The 15589-nt window shown below is 64.3% G+C and carries 13 protein-coding genes; 10 read left to right on the top strand and 3 right to left on the bottom strand.

Annotation, left to right across the window (positions count from 1 at the left end; all coding sequences use genetic code 11):
* Positions 1 to 16 precede the first annotated feature (16 nt).
* From tadA to ACWGXF_RS13220, 5 genes are all read left to right on the top strand, one after another.
* On the top strand, positions 17 to 1390 hold the full coding sequence (tadA, locus tag ACWGXF_RS13200; RefSeq protein WP_452102018.1) for a tRNA adenosine(34) deaminase TadA: 1374 nt from the start codon (positions 17 to 19) through the stop codon (positions 1388 to 1390).
* A gap of 290 nt (positions 1391 to 1680) precedes the next feature.
* Positions 1681 to 2730, top strand: a complete 1050-nt coding sequence (locus ACWGXF_RS13205) for an LD-carboxypeptidase (protein WP_003063276.1) — start codon at positions 1681 to 1683, stop codon at positions 2728 to 2730.
* Between the two features lie 151 nt (positions 2731 to 2881).
* Entirely contained in the window at positions 2882 to 3340 is a 459-nt protein-coding gene (locus ACWGXF_RS13210) for a hypothetical protein (RefSeq protein ID WP_452102019.1), read from the top strand.
* The gene (locus tag ACWGXF_RS13215; RefSeq protein ID WP_452102020.1) at positions 3337 to 5166 is read left to right on the top strand and encodes a hypothetical protein; all 1830 of its coding nucleotides are present in this window, start codon (positions 3337 to 3339) and stop codon (positions 5164 to 5166) included. The genes ACWGXF_RS13210 and ACWGXF_RS13215 overlap by 4 nt, the downstream gene beginning before the upstream one ends.
* 135 nt (positions 5167 to 5301) lie before the next feature.
* Positions 5302 to 5667 (top strand): STAS/SEC14 domain-containing protein, encoded by a 366-nt coding sequence (locus ACWGXF_RS13220; RefSeq protein WP_452102021.1) that lies wholly within the window; start codon positions 5302 to 5304, stop codon positions 5665 to 5667.
* Positions 5668 to 5731: 64 nt separating this feature from the next.
* On the opposite strand, the gene fusA is transcribed toward ACWGXF_RS13220, so the two are convergent.
* The gene (gene fusA, locus ACWGXF_RS13225; protein ID WP_202787236.1) at positions 5732 to 7855 is read right to left on the bottom strand and encodes an elongation factor G; all 2124 of its coding nucleotides are present in this window, start codon (positions 7853 to 7855) and stop codon (positions 5732 to 5734) included.
* Between the two features lie 225 nt (positions 7856 to 8080).
* Here fusA and ACWGXF_RS13230 point away from each other — a divergent pair, with 225 nt between their 5' ends.
* Positions 8081 to 8326: a hypothetical protein gene (locus tag ACWGXF_RS13230; protein ID WP_003063265.1), complete on the top strand. Its 246-nt coding sequence runs from the start codon at positions 8081 to 8083 to the stop codon at positions 8324 to 8326.
* A 29-nt stretch (positions 8327 to 8355) separates the two neighbouring features.
* Here ACWGXF_RS13230 and ACWGXF_RS13235 read toward each other — a convergent pair whose 3' ends face one another.
* Complete coding sequence (locus ACWGXF_RS13235) at positions 8356 to 8748, bottom strand: hypothetical protein (RefSeq protein WP_012837878.1); 393 nt, start codon at positions 8746 to 8748, stop codon at positions 8356 to 8358.
* Between the two features lie 464 nt (positions 8749 to 9212).
* On the opposite strand from ACWGXF_RS13235, the gene ACWGXF_RS13240 reads away from it, so the two are divergent.
* Positions 9213 to 11786, top strand: a complete 2574-nt coding sequence (locus ACWGXF_RS13240; protein WP_452102022.1) for a penicillin acylase family protein — start codon at positions 9213 to 9215, stop codon at positions 11784 to 11786.
* A gap of 127 nt (positions 11787 to 11913) precedes the next feature.
* On the opposite strand, the gene ACWGXF_RS13245 is transcribed toward ACWGXF_RS13240, so the two are convergent.
* Complete coding sequence (locus tag ACWGXF_RS13245) at positions 11914 to 12894, bottom strand: alpha/beta fold hydrolase (RefSeq protein WP_452102023.1); 981 nt, start codon at positions 12892 to 12894, stop codon at positions 11914 to 11916.
* A 157-nt stretch (positions 12895 to 13051) separates the two neighbouring features.
* On the opposite strand from ACWGXF_RS13245, the gene ACWGXF_RS13250 reads away from it, so the two are divergent.
* The 3 genes from ACWGXF_RS13250 to plsY all read left to right on the top strand — a co-directional run bounded on the left by ACWGXF_RS13250 (position 13052) and on the right by plsY (position 15564).
* The gene (locus ACWGXF_RS13250) at positions 13052 to 14113 is read left to right on the top strand and encodes an aldo/keto reductase (protein WP_452102039.1); all 1062 of its coding nucleotides are present in this window, start codon (positions 13052 to 13054) and stop codon (positions 14111 to 14113) included.
* Positions 14114 to 14182: 69 nt separating this feature from the next.
* Positions 14183 to 14683, top strand: a complete 501-nt coding sequence (gene ybaK / locus ACWGXF_RS13255; protein WP_003063251.1) for a Cys-tRNA(Pro) deacylase — start codon at positions 14183 to 14185, stop codon at positions 14681 to 14683.
* A gap of 194 nt (positions 14684 to 14877) precedes the next feature.
* Positions 14878 to 15564, top strand: coding sequence for a glycerol-3-phosphate 1-O-acyltransferase PlsY (gene plsY, locus ACWGXF_RS13260; protein WP_003063247.1), 687 nt, complete (start codon positions 14878 to 14880; stop codon positions 15562 to 15564).
* The last annotated feature ends 25 nt before the right edge of the window (positions 15565 to 15589 follow it).

Genomic DNA, 15589 nt, shown 5'->3' on the forward strand with positions numbered 1-15589 from the left:
CCAGGCACATATAGATATGGATTTTGATGCTTCCGTGCACGAGCACTTCATGCGCCAGGCGCTGGAGCAGGCGCGCTGCGCCGCCGCCTGTGGCGAGGTACCGGTGGGGGCCGTGGTCGTCAAGGACGGGCAGGTCATAGGCCGCGGTCATAACAGCCCGCTCTCTGCCCAGGACCCCACGGCCCATGCCGAGGTGCTGGCCCTGCGCGAAGCGGCTCGGACTCTGGGCAATTACCGGCTTGAGGGCTGCACGCTGTATGTGACGCTGGAGCCCTGCACCATGTGCAGCGGTGCCATGCTGCATGCGCGTGTGGATGCCGTGGTCTATGGTGCGGCCGAACCCAGGACCGGTGCGGCAGGTTCGGTGCTCGATGTCTTCGGCTACCCCGCCATCAACCACCAGACGCGGGTGCTGCGCGGCGTGCTGGCCGCGCAATGCTCGGCGCTGATGGCCGAGTTCTTCCAGCAGCGACGCCAGGAAAAAAAGGCGCAGCAGCCGCATCCGCTCAGGGACTGGGCGCTGCGCAATGCCGATGAGGCGTTTGCCGACCTGTCTGCCTGGCCCTGGCGGCCGCAGTGGCGTAGCGACCTGCCGGCGCTGCAGGGCCTGCGTCTGGCGGTGGTCGACGAAGGGCCTGAGGATGCAGCACTGACCTGGCTGTGCCTGCATGGCAGCCCGGGCTGGGGCTATGGCTTTCGGCATCTGCTGCCCGATTTGCTGGCCGCCGGTCATCGTGTGGTGGTGCCCGATCTGCCAGGGTTCGGGCGCAGCGACCAGCCCAAGAAAGACAAACGGCACAGCGCGCAGTGGCATTTGCAGGTCATCGCCGAGCTGATCGAAGCGCTCAACCTGCGGCGGCTGGTCCTGGTCGGGCAGGGCGATGGCGGCCGCCTGGGTCTGGCTGCAGCGCAAGCCCTGCCAGAGCGCTTTGCCGGCGCGTGGCTGATCGATACCTGGCCGCTGAATGCGCAGCCAGAGCCGCGTCGGCAATGGTTTGAGCAGGCAGCGCGCAAGCCCGGCTGGGATGTGGCCAGGGCCATGGCCGAATTGGAAGGGTGCAGCAATGCCGAAGAGGACCGCGCCTGGAATGCACCGTTTGCGCAGCCCGGCCATCGGGCCGCGCTCAAGGCCTGGCCGCGTCTGCAGACCGAGCTGGCAGCGCCGCCCGCCGATCTGCTGCAGCAATGGGCGCAGGCCGGCAGGCTGTGGCTGCAGCCCGCAGCCACGCAGCAGCCCGTGTCTGCTGCGCAATGGCAGGCAGCCTGGCTGCAGGCCGTACCGCAACTGGCGGTGCAGGCCGGGGTCTGGCGGCAAACCCGGCCTGGCGCTCCGGTTCCTGCAGCACAGCAGGGCGGTGGTGCAGCGGCTGTGGAATACTTTGCGCCGTAGCCCGATCGGTCAGACCGGCGGAGCAAGAATCTGAACTAGGACTTACGCAAACAAGAATGCAACAAGGGCTCGCCTTCTGAGGCAGTCGCCCGGCCTGAACCTGTTTTGCGGAAGTCGTATGAACTTCTGAATCTGCGGATTCACCCACTTTTCACGGAGCATGCGGCCGATGGCCGCATGAAAAGGCTTTGGCAACCTCGCGCAAATCCCCTGGATCCACTACAGCACCCCAGCAGCAAGATCCCCACCACGCCCACTCGCACGGGCAGGAGCCGGACCACCAGGCTCATGTGCATGACGAGCACTGCAGCCATGAGCACGGTCACCACGATCATCACGACCATGTGCACAGCGCCGATGGCAGCTGCTGCGGCCATGATCACAGCCATGGCGGCAAGCATGTCTATATCTATTCGCCCTCGGGGGCGGTGCGCGACAAGGCAGCCTTCAAACGCGGCATCAAGCAGCTGGAGGCCCTGGGCCACGAGGTGGAGGTCGATGCCGATGCGCTGGCCAGCAGCCAGCGCTTTGCGGGTGACGACGCCACCCGTCTGGCTGCTATCCACCGTGCAGCGGCCAGCGGAGCCGATGTGGCGCTGATTTCGCGCGGCGGCTACGGTCTCACGCGCATCCTGCCGGGCATCAAGTACAAGACCGTGGCGAAGGCGATTGCGGGCGGCACCAAGTTTGTCGGCCTCAGCGACTTCACGGCTTTTCAGCTGGCCATGCTGGCACAGACCGGTTCGGTCACTTGGGCGGGTCCCGCGCTCAACGCCGACTTCGGTGTGGACAGCAAAAAGACCGGCGAGCCCGTGGACGACATCATGCTGGACTGCTTCGAGGACCTGCTCAGCGGTCAGGGCGAGGGCGCGGGCTGGCAGATGCCCAGGATTGGCGAGCTGCCCAATGGCAAGCCGCAACTCAAGGACTTCTATGTTCCTGGCGGGGCCACCTTGTGGGGCGGCAACCTGGCGGTGCTGGTGTCCTTGCTGGGCACGCCTTACTTCCCGCAGGTCGACGGCGGCATTCTGTTCATCGAAGACGTGGGAGAGCACCCCTACAAGATCGAGCGCATGCTGACCCAGCTGCTGCTGGCGGGCGTGCTGCAAAAGCAAAAAGCCATCATCTTTGGCCAGTTCACCGATTTCAAGCTCACCACCCACGACAAGGGCTTCAAGCTGCAGACCGTTGTCGACTGGCTGCGCATGCAGCTCAAGCGTCCCGTGCTGCAAGGCCTGCCCTTCGGCCATGTGCCCACCAAGGTGCTGCTGCCCGTGGGCGCGCAGGTATCGCTGTCTGTGGAAGGCCGGGATGCGCTGATCTACTGGGGACATGTCTGACGACAGACTGCCGCTGAGGTTGAGCCGCCAGCATGGCCTGCGCCTCGTGTCTGTGCCTAAGGAGATTCAGTTTTAATAGCTGTTAACGTAGACTACATATGGGCTGAATGCCAATCTGGCTTGTATTTTTGAGATCTGGAAGGACGCACGCATGGGCAAGGCTGCACTGCCGTGGACCGAGGAAATGCTGGCCCTGCTGGGTCAGGAAAAAGACGCCGTGCTGGCCCAGCGCTGGGGCACATCGGCCAAGACGGTCAACCTCAAGCGCAATGCGCTGGGCATTCCCGCCTTCGGGCATTTCCAGTGGACACAGCCAGCGCTGGCTCTGCTGGGCCGGGAAGCGGACGCCGAGGTGGCGAAGCAGCTGGGCATCAGCAAGGCCAGCGTGGTGGCCAAGCGCACCGAGCTCGGTATTGACTCGGTGACAGGAGCTGCTGCCAGCAGCGCTTTCGACTGGAGCGACGAGGCCGTGGCTTTGCTCGGCACCGCATCCGACGCCAAGATTGCCGGGCAACTGGGCCTGAGCCGCCTCACGGTCTACAACGCGCGCATCGCCAGGGGGATTGCTGCTGCAGGCCGGGGGGCAGCGGGCAAGAGCCGCGAACCATGAACCGTGCTGGCGCGCCAGCGACCGAGCTTGGGCCGACCCGGCCGCGGACTCTGCTGCGCGCGGTACTGCTGGGCTGGCTGTGGCTGGCGGCCCTGGCCGGCTTTTCCCATCTGCTGACGCGCTTGCCGCCCTGGGGCTGGCTGTTCGCAGTCCTGTTGCTGGTGCTGTTGCCAGCCTGGGGGCATTGGCTGCTCCTGATGCTGCTCAAAAAGCTGCTGCGCTTGCAGTTCGCGCCGCAGGGGCATATCGGTCGCTGGCTTGGCGGCGGTTGGTGGCCGGCCTGCAAGGCATTGGCACTGGCCTTGCTGCTGTGCACCAGCTCACTCTGGCAGGCCTGGTTTCTGGCGCCCTGGGAATGGGCGCTGCTGGCGCTGGCACCCTTGCTTTATGTCTTGCTGGCCTGTGGCATGCAGGCGGGCCTGAAGCGAGAGTTTTCATCGCCGGCCTTTGCCTGGGCCTGGGCCCAGCGCGCTGCCACCTGGCTGCTGCTGGTGCTTTGGGGCGGCAGCTGGCTCTGTGCCATGGCCAGTCAGCAGGATCTGGGGCGGGGGCTGGCCCCAGGCATGGAGCCAGAGGCATTGAATCATGCGCTGGCCCAGATTCACGCAGCGCCCTCTGGGCTGGATGCCCTGCTGGCCGTGCAGCTGGCGAGTGGCGCCATGGCCGACCTGCCCCAGTTGCCCGTGCTGCGCCTGTTGCTGCTGGCGCTGTTCGGCCCGGTAGGCGTGTTGCTGTGTCTGGGGCGCGCCATGCAGGGGGCATCGGCTTCCTCGGCGCTGCTGCTGCAGGCCAGGCCTTCGGGGGCAGTGCGCAATGCCGCGCCTTCGCCGGCCGCGCCTTTGCCGGCCGCGCCTTCGCCGGCCGCGCCTTCGCCGGCCGCGCCTTTGCTGGCCCTGGTTGCCGTGCTGGTGCTGGGCATTCTGGTGCAGACCACGGCCGCCCTTGACGGTCTGGCGCGTGCGCAGGAGAGCCCGCTGGCGCTCAAGCGCCTGCCCGAGTGCGAGCGCATCGGGCAGCAACTCTATCGCCTCGGCACGCTGGACGCCACACGTCAGCAGGTTCTGCAACTGCTGGGGCGGGCCCAGGCCGGGCAGGCCCTGTGCCAGAGCATCCCGGAGATGAGCCGGGAGCTGGATGCCGCCGTCGAGCGCTATCTGGACTGGTATTTCAGTCTGGGGGCGGAGTGGGGTCGCATCCTCAGTCTGCTCACGGGCGATGTGAGTCAGTTTCTGCAGAACAAGCTGAGCGATACCCTGGGAGCCACGCCAGGGCTGGAGGGCTGGGTGCAGACTCTGCAGAAGCAGGCACTGACCAGCGGCGCTGCTCTGGCCGAGGGCCAGCAGCGCATCGAGGAAACCCTGGCACGCCATCATCTGGCCCTGAGTCCCGAGCAATGTCTGGTGCGTGCCGAGGTTGCCAGCCTGCCTGCGCTGGAGCTGCTGGGCGATGCACGCCAGCGGTTGACGGCCAGTGCCCTGGTGGGCACGGGGGGCGGTGCTTTTGCCGCAGCCGTCGCGGGCAAAGCCATGGCCAAGACCTCGATGAAGGCCGCCAGCAAGGTGCTGGCCAAGGCCGCTGCCAAGCAGGGTCTGGGCAAGGCCGGGGCAGCGGTAGCCGGTGCGGCCGTGGGCTCTGTCGTTCCCGGTGTCGGCACGGCCGTGGGGGCGGTGGCGGGAGCGGTCGCTGGTGTGGTGCTGGGCGTGGGGATTGACTGGGCGGCACTTTATGCCGAAGAACTGTTGACACGCGATGCCATGCGCGCCGATCTGCGTACCGCGCTGGGCGAGCAGATGCAGAGCCTGAGCCGGGCCATGGGCTGCCGGTAGGCGAATCAGTCGCGTTTCAGCAAGTCCGTACAGAGCGGCGGCAAGAGCCGAGGAAAACCTGTGCTGCGGGTGCTGTCTAGGGCTGCATTCCCGCGAGCGCAGGCGTACAGTGAGGTTTCGCTGCAGGAGTTGCATATGCTCAATTACTCCCTCATGAAACCCGAAGGCATCTTGCTGCTGGAGCCCCATGGGCCCCTGACCGAGCAGGATTTCGACGGCGTCAGCCAGGATGTGGACGAATTCCTGGCCGAGCATCCCAAACTGCATGGGGTGATGATTCAGTCCAAGGACTTTCCCGGCTGGGAAAACTGGGCCGGCTTCAGCGCCCATATGGGCTTTGTCAGAGACCATCGCCATCAGGTGGAGCAGATCGCTCTGGTGACCGACAGTCATCTGGCGGGCATGGCCGAGTTCGTCGGCAGGCATTTCACGCATGCCGAGGTCAGGCATTTCCCGTTTACCGAAGATGCCATGGCCATGCAGTGGCTGCATGCGTCCTGAGTCGCCTGTCTGAAGCAGTCCGGCAACTCCGCCGCCTAGCCGCGGCAGAGTTGCCTGGATCCGCCTAGCCCTGTTTCCGGTGGCCGGTCGTCGCGGTCGCTGCGGCTGCTGCCTGCTGCGGGGCCTGTGCGTAGCGCTTGAACTCCATGGTGTAGGTGGCGCGACCCTGAGTCATGGAGCGCAGATGCGTGGCATAGCCGAACATTTCCGATAGCGGCACCTCGGCCCTGATGGTCTTGCCGTCGCCTGCGATATCGTCCATGCCCTGCACGGCGCCGCGGCGCGAGGACAGATTGCCCATCACGGCGCCTGCGTATTCCTCGGGCGTCTCCACCTCGACGGCCATGATGGGCTCCAGAATCACCGGGTCGGCTTTCTTGCAGGCTTCCTTGAAGCCCAGGATGGCGGCCATGCGGAAGGCCTGCTCCGAGGAGTCCACATCGTGGTAGGAGCCGAAGGTCAGCCGCACCCGCACATCGACCACGGGGTAGCCGGCCAGAACGCCCGAGTTCATGGCTTCACGCAGGCCTTTTTCCACGGCAGGGATGAATTCGCGCGGAATCACGCCGCCCTTGATTTCATCGACAAATTCAAAGCCCTTGCCCGATTCCAGCGGCTCCACGCTCAGCACCACATGGCCGTACTGGCCCTTGCCACCGGACTGGCGCACGAACTTGCCGTCCACATCGTTGACTGTTTTGCGAATGGTTTCGCGGTAGGCCACCTGGGGCTTGCCCACATTGGCGGCCACATTGAATTCCCGTTTCATGCGGTCGACGATGATTTCCAGGTGCAACTCGCCCATGCCGGCAATGATGGTCTGGCCCGATTCCTCGTCGGTGCTGACTCTGAAGGACGGGTCTTCGGCCGCGAGGCGCGCCAGTGCCAGGCCCATTTTTTCCTGGTCGGCCTTGCTCCTGGGCTCCACCGCCTGGGCGATCACGGGTTCGGGAAAGGAGATTTTTTCGAGCACGATGGGCGCTTGCGGATCGCACAGCGTCTCGCCCGTGCTCACGTCCTTGAGGCCCACGCAGGCCGCAATGTCGCCGGCGCGGATTTCGTCGATCTCCTGGCGTGCATTGGCATGCATCTGCACGATACGGCCTATGCGCTCCTTTTTACCGCGGGTCGGGTTGTAGACCAGATCGCCCTTGGTCAATACGCCCGAGTAAACGCGTACAAAGGTCAATTGGCCCACGAAGGGGTCGGTCATGAGCTTGAAGGCCAGGGCGGCGAATCTTTCGTCATCGCTGGCATGGCGTATCAGCGTGGTGCTGGCGCTGTCGTCCTCGCTATGCCCTTCGATGGCAGGAACATCGAGCGGTGAGGGCATGAGCTCGACAATCGCATCGAGCAGGCGCTGCACGCCCCGGTTCTTGAAGGCCGAGCCGCAGAGCATGGGCTGAATTTCGGTGGCGATGGTGCGCAGGCGCAGGCCGGTGATGATGTCCTCGGCATCGAGGTCGCCGCTGTCCAGGTACTTCTCGGTCAGGGCTTCATTGGCCTCGGCAGCGGCCTCCACCATTTTCTGGCGCCATTCCTGTGCGCTGGCCAGAAGCGCAGCGGGGATCTCCTGGTACTCGAACTTCACCCCCTGCGACTCGTCGTCCCAGAAGATGGCTTTCATCTTGATGAGGTCGACCAGACCATGAAAATCGGCTTCGGCTCCGATGGGGATGACGATGGGAACCGGGTGGGCCTTGAGGCGGTCCACCATCATCTGGCGCACACGAAAGAAATCGGCGCCCACGCGGTCCATCTTGTTGACGAAGGCCAGGCGCGGCACCTTGTACTTGTTGGCCTGGCGCCAGACGGTCTCCGACTGTGGTTGCACGCCGCCCACGGAGTCGTAGACCATGACTGCGCCGTCGAGAACGCGCATGGAACGCTCGACCTCGATGGTGAAGTCCACGTGGCCGGGGGTGTCGATGATGTTGATGCGATGGGCCGGGAAATTGTGTTCCATGCCCGACCAGAAGGCCGTGGTGGCTGCCGAGGTGATGGTGATGCCGCGTTCCTGCTCCTGCTCCATCCAGTCCATGGTGGCAGCGCCGTCATGGACTTCGCCCAGCTTGTGGTTGACCCCGGTATAGAACAGTATGCGCTCGGTGGTGGTGGTCTTGCCGGCATCGATATGCGCGGAGATGCCGATATTGCGATAGCGTTCTATGGGCGTGTGGCGAGCCATGATGACCTCCCTGAAACACAGTTCTGAAACTGAAGTGCCGGCGCCATGGTTGCGGAGCCGGCAAGCAGAGGAAACGCATCGGAAATACTAGAGAGATGGCTACAAACTCACTGCCAGAGTGGGTATGGCCCGCGGCATAAAACACAAGCCGCAGGCCAGGGCGCAAGGCCTGGAGCCTGGCGGGCATCCGGCTTTCCCTTCATTCAAGAACAAGGACTTGTGAACATGACAGAGCAGAGCATTCAGATCGCAGCCCACAAGATGGTCTACATCCTGGTGGTGGAGCAAAGCTTGCGTGCCGGTGAAGGAATGAGCGAGAAAGCGCTTGCTGCCGACCTGCAAAAGCATGGCATCTTCGACGGCGAGCGTCAGTCTGCGCTGGACTGGGCCGTCGCCAGGGGCTGGCTGCAAAAAGCAGGCGGCGAGGTGCGCTTGACCGAAGCCGGCTTCGATATGAACTTCACACAGTAGCGGCAGGGCTGCGGCAACCGCCCGCGCGCCTATTCCAGATAAACGCCTTTTTCCTTTTTGCGTGCCCGCATGCCGGTGCGCAGGAACAGCTCGCTGCCGCCCTGCACGGCCAGGGGCTGGCCGGGCTTGCCGCCGTCCTGGGCCAGGTGGGCATCGGCGCGCGTATTCCAGTGCTCCAGCAGGTCCTGCAGGGCAAGGCGCTCCGCTTCGTTCAGCTGCGGATGCTGCTCCAGGAACTCCTGCAGATACTGGCGCGCATCCAGCTCCAGCTGCTCGCGCGTGGTGGCCAGCGAGATATAGCTGATGTCATCGTCGCGCCCGCTGGTATGCGTGCCCAGCAGATAGCAGCCGATATAGTCGCCCCGGGTCTGACCCACGGCGGGGTCCTGGCTGAGTTTCTTGAGTAGACTGAAGGGCCACATGCGTTGAATTCCTTGGGACTGACGCAAACAGGGAAGCACGACAGGCATGGAGCGCCATGCCTGATCCGAATCTGCGTAAGTCGTTTTACTAAGAACGTGTTTACGATCTCTACGCAGCCGCGTTGGAGCGCAATCGGGATGAGTTCGAAGCGATGGCTCGCCGCTTGCACCGGGGTGCAAGCAAGAGACAGCGCGCAGTAAATCGCCCGATTTCGCTCCAACCCTTCGGGACAGTGTCTTTGCGGACGCCCGGTCAGGGGCGGTCTGCGTTGTTGCGAATCCTCGCAATAGCAGAGCTATTGCTGCGGTATCGCGCCTAGCATTCCATCCCGCAAAGCCACTGTCGCGGCGCGAGGAGATCGTAAACACGTTCTACGGGCCGTGGCCCAAACAGGTATTGTCGCCCATGGCTGGACGCGATCAGCATGTGGATGTTGCGCACCGGACGCATGACAAGAGGCGATATGGGAGACATCACTTTGGCGGCAGAACCTTCCGCCCACCCTTGGCTCAGGCGCACATGGCATCTGGCGGCTGCGGCCTGCGGGCTGGTTTTGCTGGCCGGGGCCGCGTTGGCGGTCTATGGCGTGCGGGCCCAGCCGCGCATGGACGGCAAGCTGGTCCTCGCCGGGCTTGAGCGCAGCGTGTGGGTCAGGCGCGACGAGTCCGATGTCACGCATATCAGCGCCCAGTCGCCGCAGGATGTTTGGCGGGCTCTGGGCTTTGTCCATGCGCAGGAGCGCGGCTGGCAGCTGGAGTTCAACCGCCGCCTTATGCAGGGGCGGCTGTCGGAGATTCTGGGCCCGGCCACGCTGGAGCTGGACAAGCTGATGCGTGCTCTCGATATCCATGGTGCGGCGCGTCGCCAGTACGCGGCGCTGCCGCCCTCGGTGCAGGAGGCCTTGCAGGCCTATAGCCAGGGTATAGCCGCCTTTTACGCCAGGCCTTCGCAGGCTGCAGCGCCGGAGTTCCTGCTGCTGGGCACCAGGGCCGGAGCAGGAGGGCCATCGACCTGGGAGCCTGAAGACTCTGTGGGCTGGGCGCTGATGATGGCGCTGGATCTGGGCGGCAACTGGGGCAACGAGTTCGCGCGGCTGAATCTGCTGCAGGTCCTGAGCACCGAGCAACTGTGGCAGCTGATGCCGGCCTATCCGGGCGAGCAGCCCGCGACGGCGGTTGATCTAGCCCAGCTTTACCGCCAGTTGGGCGTGTACCGCGAGGCCGATGCGTCGCAGAAGCTCTCTGTCCCGGTGCAGCAGATTGAATCTGCCCTACAGCAATGGGCGGCCTCCATGGCGAGGGATATGGGCACGAATGACGGACTGGGCAGCAATAACTGGGTGGTGGCCGGCAGCAAGACCCGAAGCGGCAAGCCCTTGCTGGCCAACGATCCGCATCTGGGGCTGAGCGCTCCGGCCATCTGGTACTTCGCGCGTCTTCAGTCGCCAGAGGGCCGGGCCGGTGATGGCAGCGCCCTGAGCGCGCTGGATGTGACAGGGGCCACCTTGCCCGGTATGCCCTTCGTGGTGCTGGGCCGCACGGCGCAGGTGGCCTGGGGCTTTACCAACACCAACCCCGATGTGCAGGATCTGTATCTGGAACAGATCAACCCGGCCGATGCCAGCCAGTACCGCACGCCCACGGGCTGGGAAAAGTTTGTCGTGCGCGAGGAAGTCTTCAAGGTCAAGGGCCAGAGCGATGTCAGGGTGACGCTGCGCAGCACGCGCCACGGCCCGGTGATCAGCGACGCGCAGCAGCAATACGGCAAGGTCATCAATACCGATCGCTATGCGCTGGCCCTGCGCTGGGCGGCGCTGGACACGGACAACCGCACGGTGGAGGCCGGTATCAGGGCCAACGGGGCGCAGACCGTGTCCGAATTGTTCGAGGCATTCTCCATCTACCACTCGCCCATGCAAAGCATTGTGGCGGCCGATGTGCAGGGACATATCGGCTTCAAGGCCGCAGGCAGGGTGCCGGTGCGTGCGCCCGGCAATGACTTGCGCGGCGTGGCGCCGGCGCCCGGCTGGGATGCGCGCTATGACTGGCAGGGCTGGCTGAGCTACGAGCAGACGCCGCAGGACGATGGCGGAACGCGTGGCTTTGTGGCCACGGCCAACCAGCGCGTGACGGAAGCCGGCTATGCGCATTTTCTGACCCAGGACTGGAGCCTGCCCTACCGCCACCAGCGCATAGAGCAGTTGCTGGCGGCAGGCAGCGAGCATGACGTGGCCAGCATGGCGGCGATTCAGAACGATGTGCAGTCCCTGGCCACCCGGGCCTTGCTGCCCGTGCTGCGCAAGGCTCAATCGAGCCACGCCCTGGCAGCGCAGGCACAGCAACTGCTGGCGGGCTTTGAGGGGCTGATGGAGCGGGACAGGCCCGAGCCGCTGATCTTCTCGGTCTGGGTCGACGAGCTGACGCGCGGCCTGGTGATTCAGCGTATTGGCGAGCAGCGCTTTGTCATGAGCTACGGCAAGCGTGACTTCCGTGCCGGTCTGGAAGGAATCCTCGCGCGCAATGACGCCTGGTGGTGCGCGCCGCTGAGCTGCGAGCAACAGGCCGGACAGGCGCTGACCCGCACGCTGGACAAGCTGCAGTCGGCCTACGGCAATGATCCGCGCCAATGGCGCTGGGGCGCTGCGCACCCGGCGCTCAGCGCGCACAAGCCTCTGGGCTCGGTGGCGGCACTGGCGGGGGTCTTCAATGTGAGCGTGGCCTCGGGCGGTGACACCTATAGCGTCAACGTCGGGCAGTACAACGCCAACCCGCCGCCCTCCGATGCCAAAGGACCGCTGGCCGGACGTTTTGTCAGCCGCCACGCGCCCTCGTTGCGTGCCATCTACGACCTGGGCGATCCGGAGTCCTCGCAGTTCATCTACCAGACCGGGCAGAGCGGGCTGGCGCTGTCGGCCCGCTATGCGGACATGAGTGCGGAGTGGGCCGACGGCCGCTACCGAAAGCTGCAGATGCAGCCGAGGCGCTGGCGCCATGTGCTGGAGCTGCAGACCGGACAGGGCGTGAATAGCTATAAATAAGTGAGCTTGTAGCGCATGTGTAACATTGATTTCAGATTTAAATAATGTTAAAAATCAATGAATGTATGCGCTACAAGCTCCTGTATAGATAGCAAACGGTAGTCGCAGTCTCAGCAGTAGCAGTCTTTCAGCGCAGAAAGTCCTCGATCAGCCTGGCCACGGCCTCGGGCTGGTCGTGGTGCAGCATATGGCCGGCGTCCTGCACGCGGGCGATCTCGCATTGCGGGATGTGGCGAATGCGTTCGTGGTATTGCTCCAGCGTGTAACGGCCCTGGTGCCAATGGCCCAGGCTGTCGTCCGAGGCTTCGACCGACAAGGTAGGTGCGCTGATGGCGGCCAGGCAGGCAAGTGCTTCATCCACGCGATACAGATAGGGGTTGGAGAGCTTGTGTGCGGCGTCGCCCAGAATATGCCAGCGACCCTGGGCATCGGGGGCCGACCAGTGATGAGCCAGCCATAGGGCCTTGTCGCGGGGCAGGCGGCGATTGGTTTTCTGCAGGCGATTGGCCACGGCCTCCACGCTGTCGTAGGGGGCGAGACCCATGGCGCCCGCCCGCTGCTCGCGCAGCTGATCCATCCATTGGGCCAGACGTCCGGGGGCCTGGTCGGGCCTTGTGGGCGCCATGCCGAAGCCCTCGAGATTGACAAAGCGGCGTATGCGCTCGGGCCGCGCGCCCGCATACATGCAGGAGATATTGCCGCCCATGCTGTGGCCGACCAGGTCGATGGGCCGATCGGGCGAAATCTGCTCCAGCAGCATATCCAGGTCGGCCAGGTAGTCGGTGAAGTAGTAGCTGTCGCAGGGCTCGGCGCTGCGGCTCAGGCCGAAGCCGCGCCAGTCGTGGGCCACGATGCGGCGACCCTGGACAAAGGCGTCGCTGAAGGCGTCGACCACAAACTGGTAGGAGGCGGCCACATCCATCCAGCCATGGGCCAGCACCAGCACGGGCAACTCGGGATCGATTCCCGAAACTGGCTCGGGCTCCCAGCTGCGCTGGTGGTAGTGCATATTGCGCACGGGCAGCATCTGTGAGCGCCACTGGCGGCGCGGCTGATAGGGCGGGATATCGGTGAGCTGGCCGGTCAGCGTGGGGTTGTGCGTTGTCATATTGTCTCCGTTGTTTTGATTATTGCTGCGCTTGCAGCATGGCCCGTCGTGCACGGGACAGCTGTGTCAGCAAAAACAAGGAGTCTGCCCTGATCTTGTACTGTCAGGCTCTAAACTTGGAAGCATGACTTCTGCTGCATCCACTTTCCGTCTTTCCATGAATCCCGTCGCTCTGGGGCAGAGCGATCTGCGTGTCAGCCCCATCTGTCTGGGCACCATGACATTCGGCGAGCAGGTCGATGAGGCTCAAGCCTGGCGCATCATGGATCGAGCCGTCGAGCGCGGCGTGGATTTCTTCGACACGGCCGAGATGTATGCCGTGCCCGCCCGTGAGGCCACCTTTGGCGCGACGGAATCCATCATCGGCCGCTGGCTCAAGGCCCGCCCCGGCATGCGCGAGCAGATCACGCTGGCCAGCAAGGTGGCCGGCCCCTCGCGCGGCATGCCCTGGATCCGCGAAGGCTCGGGCATGTCGGCGCAGGACATCGTGCGTTCCTGCGACGCCAGTCTCGAGCGCCTGCAGACCGAGGTGATCGACCTCTACCAGATTCACTGGCCCGAGCGTCATGTACCGGCCTTCGGCACCATGTATTACGACCCGCAGAAGGAAAGCTCGCTCACGCCCATCCACGAGCAGCTGCAGGCGCTGGCCGGTCTGGTCAGGCAGGGCAAGATCCGCCACATCGGCCTGTCCAACGAGACGCCTTATGGCGTGCACGAGTTCGTGCGCCTGGCAGAGCAGCATGGACTGCCGCGTGTGGCTGCGATCCAGAACCCTTACTGCCTGATCAACCGCAGCTATGAGAACGGGCTGGACGAAAGCTGTCACCGCCTCGAGGTGTCGCTGCTGGCCTATTCGCCGCTGGCTTTCGGTCTGCTGACGGGCAAGTTCGATCAGTTTGCACCGACCGAGGCGGGTGCGCCCAAGGAGGCACGCATTGCCAGGTATGAATCCGTGCAGAAACAGCGCTGGGGTCGCCCCGATGCGCTGGCCGCAGCGCGCCGCTACAACGCGCTGGCGCGCGAGCACGGCCTCACTCCCACGCAGCTGGCATTGGCCTTTTGCTACACCAAGTGGCAGGTGGCCAGCACCATCATCGGTGTGACTTCGGTAGCCCAGCTCGACGAGGATCTCGATGCCTGGGGAACCAAGCTGTCTGCCGAGCTGCTGGCCGAGATCGACCGCATCCGCTGGGAGATGCGCGATCCCGCTGTCTGATCGCTTTATTGAGGGAAAATGGCGGATGGCCCATATCGGGCATGCGCCACTAGCTATCAAAATTGAATCATGGCAAAAAAAGACAAAAACGCCCATGTGAGCGAGACTCCAGCCACGCAGATGCTCAGGGCCCACAAGGTGGAGTTCACCGAGCACCCCTATGACTATGTGGAGCATGGCGGCACTGAAGAGTCAGCGCGCCAGCTGGGGCTGGACGAGCACGCAGTGGTCAAGACCCTGGTGATGCAGGATCAGGATGCCAAGCCGCTCATCGTGCTCATGCATGGCGATTGCAAGGTATCGACCAAGAACCTGGCGCGCCAGATCGGGGCCAAGAGCGTGGAGCCTTGCAAACCCGACGTGGCCAACCGCCACAGCGGCTATCTGGTGGGCGGCACCTCACCCTTCGGCACCAGGCGCGAGATGCCGGTCTATATCGAGGAAACCATACTCGCGCTGCCACGCATTGCCATCAACGGCGGGCGGCGCGGCTATCTGGTGCAGCTGGCGCCTGAGGTTTGTACCCGTCTGCTCGATGCCCGGCCGGTGCACTGCGCGCTGGCAGAATAGGGGCTGGTCAGCCGGGGCAGACGCCGGCTGGCAAAAAAGCAAACAACAAGGACTTACGCCAACCAGGATGTACAACGGGCATGACGGTCTACAAACCGCCGTGCCTGATCCGGGTTGCGCAAGTCGTGACAACAATCGGTGCCGTCGACCTTGGTTGGCGAGCCTTAGGGCCAGTCTCTGGCCGAGGAATTCCTTTGAACGCCCTCTATCCCGTTATCGCCGTCATCGCGGCCTATCTGATTGGTTCGCTGTCCTTTGCCGTCATCGTCAGCCGCGTCATGGGCCTGAACGACCCGCGCACCTATGGCAGCGGCAACCCCGGGGCCACCAATGTGCTGCGCTCGGGCAGCAAGGCGGCAGCGGCTGTCACGCTGCTGCTGGATGCGCTCAAGGGCCTGGTGCCCGTGGTGCTGGTCAAAGCCTTCGGCGCGCAGTTCGGGCTGGGCGACAGCACGGTCGCGCTGGTCGGCCTGGCGGCTTTCCTGGGCCATCTGTACCCGGTGTTCTTTGGCTTCAAGGGGGGCAAGGGCGTGGCCACGGCGCTGGGCGTGCTGCTGGGCATCAGCGGCTGGCTGGGTCTGGCGACGGCGCTGACCTGGGTCATAGTGGCCGTGTTCTTCCGCTACTCCTCCCTGGCCGCGCTGGTGGCATCGGTGTTCGCGCCCGTGTATTACGTGCTGTGCAGTGGCATTGTCTGGGATGCGGAAACGCCCATCACTGCCGCGATTGTCGTGATGGCGATCCTGCTGGTCTGGCGTCATCGCGAAAACATTCAGCGCCTGATCGCCGGCAAGGAATCCAGGCTGGGACAGAAAAAGACCGATGGCTCCAAGCCTGCAGAGGGCGCTGCCCGCAAGAGCGGCAAGAGCAAGCATCGCTAGGGCGCGGCTGCTGCATTTCTCCGAG

It is taken from the genome of Comamonas sp. HJ-2 (assembly GCF_053615495.1).

Coding starts and splice junctions, on each gene's coding strand:
- tadA (WP_452102018.1), top strand. CDS start 17: ATGGATTTTGATGCTTCCGTGCACGAGCACTTCATGCGCCAGGCGCTG.
- ACWGXF_RS13210 (WP_452102019.1), top strand. CDS start 2,882: ATGGGCAAGGCTGCACTGCCGTGGACCGAGGAAATGCTGGCCCTGCTG.
- ACWGXF_RS13215 (WP_452102020.1), top strand. CDS start 3,337: ATGAACCGTGCTGGCGCGCCAGCGACCGAGCTTGGGCCGACCCGGCCG.
- ACWGXF_RS13220 (WP_452102021.1), top strand. CDS start 5,302: ATGCTCAATTACTCCCTCATGAAACCCGAAGGCATCTTGCTGCTGGAG.
- fusA (WP_202787236.1), bottom strand. CDS start 7,855: ATGGCTCGCCACACGCCCATAGAACGCTATCGCAATATCGGCATCTCC.
- ACWGXF_RS13230 (WP_003063265.1), top strand. CDS start 8,081: ATGACAGAGCAGAGCATTCAGATCGCAGCCCACAAGATGGTCTACATC.
- ACWGXF_RS13235 (WP_012837878.1), bottom strand. CDS start 8,748: ATGTGGCCCTTCAGTCTACTCAAGAAACTCAGCCAGGACCCCGCCGTG.
- ACWGXF_RS13240 (WP_452102022.1), top strand. CDS start 9,213: ATGGGAGACATCACTTTGGCGGCAGAACCTTCCGCCCACCCTTGGCTC.
- ACWGXF_RS13245 (WP_452102023.1), bottom strand. CDS start 12,894: ATGACAACGCACAACCCCACGCTGACCGGCCAGCTCACCGATATCCCG.
- ACWGXF_RS13250 (WP_452102039.1), top strand. CDS start 13,052: ATGAATCCCGTCGCTCTGGGGCAGAGCGATCTGCGTGTCAGCCCCATC.
- ybaK (WP_003063251.1), top strand. CDS start 14,183: ATGGCAAAAAAAGACAAAAACGCCCATGTGAGCGAGACTCCAGCCACG.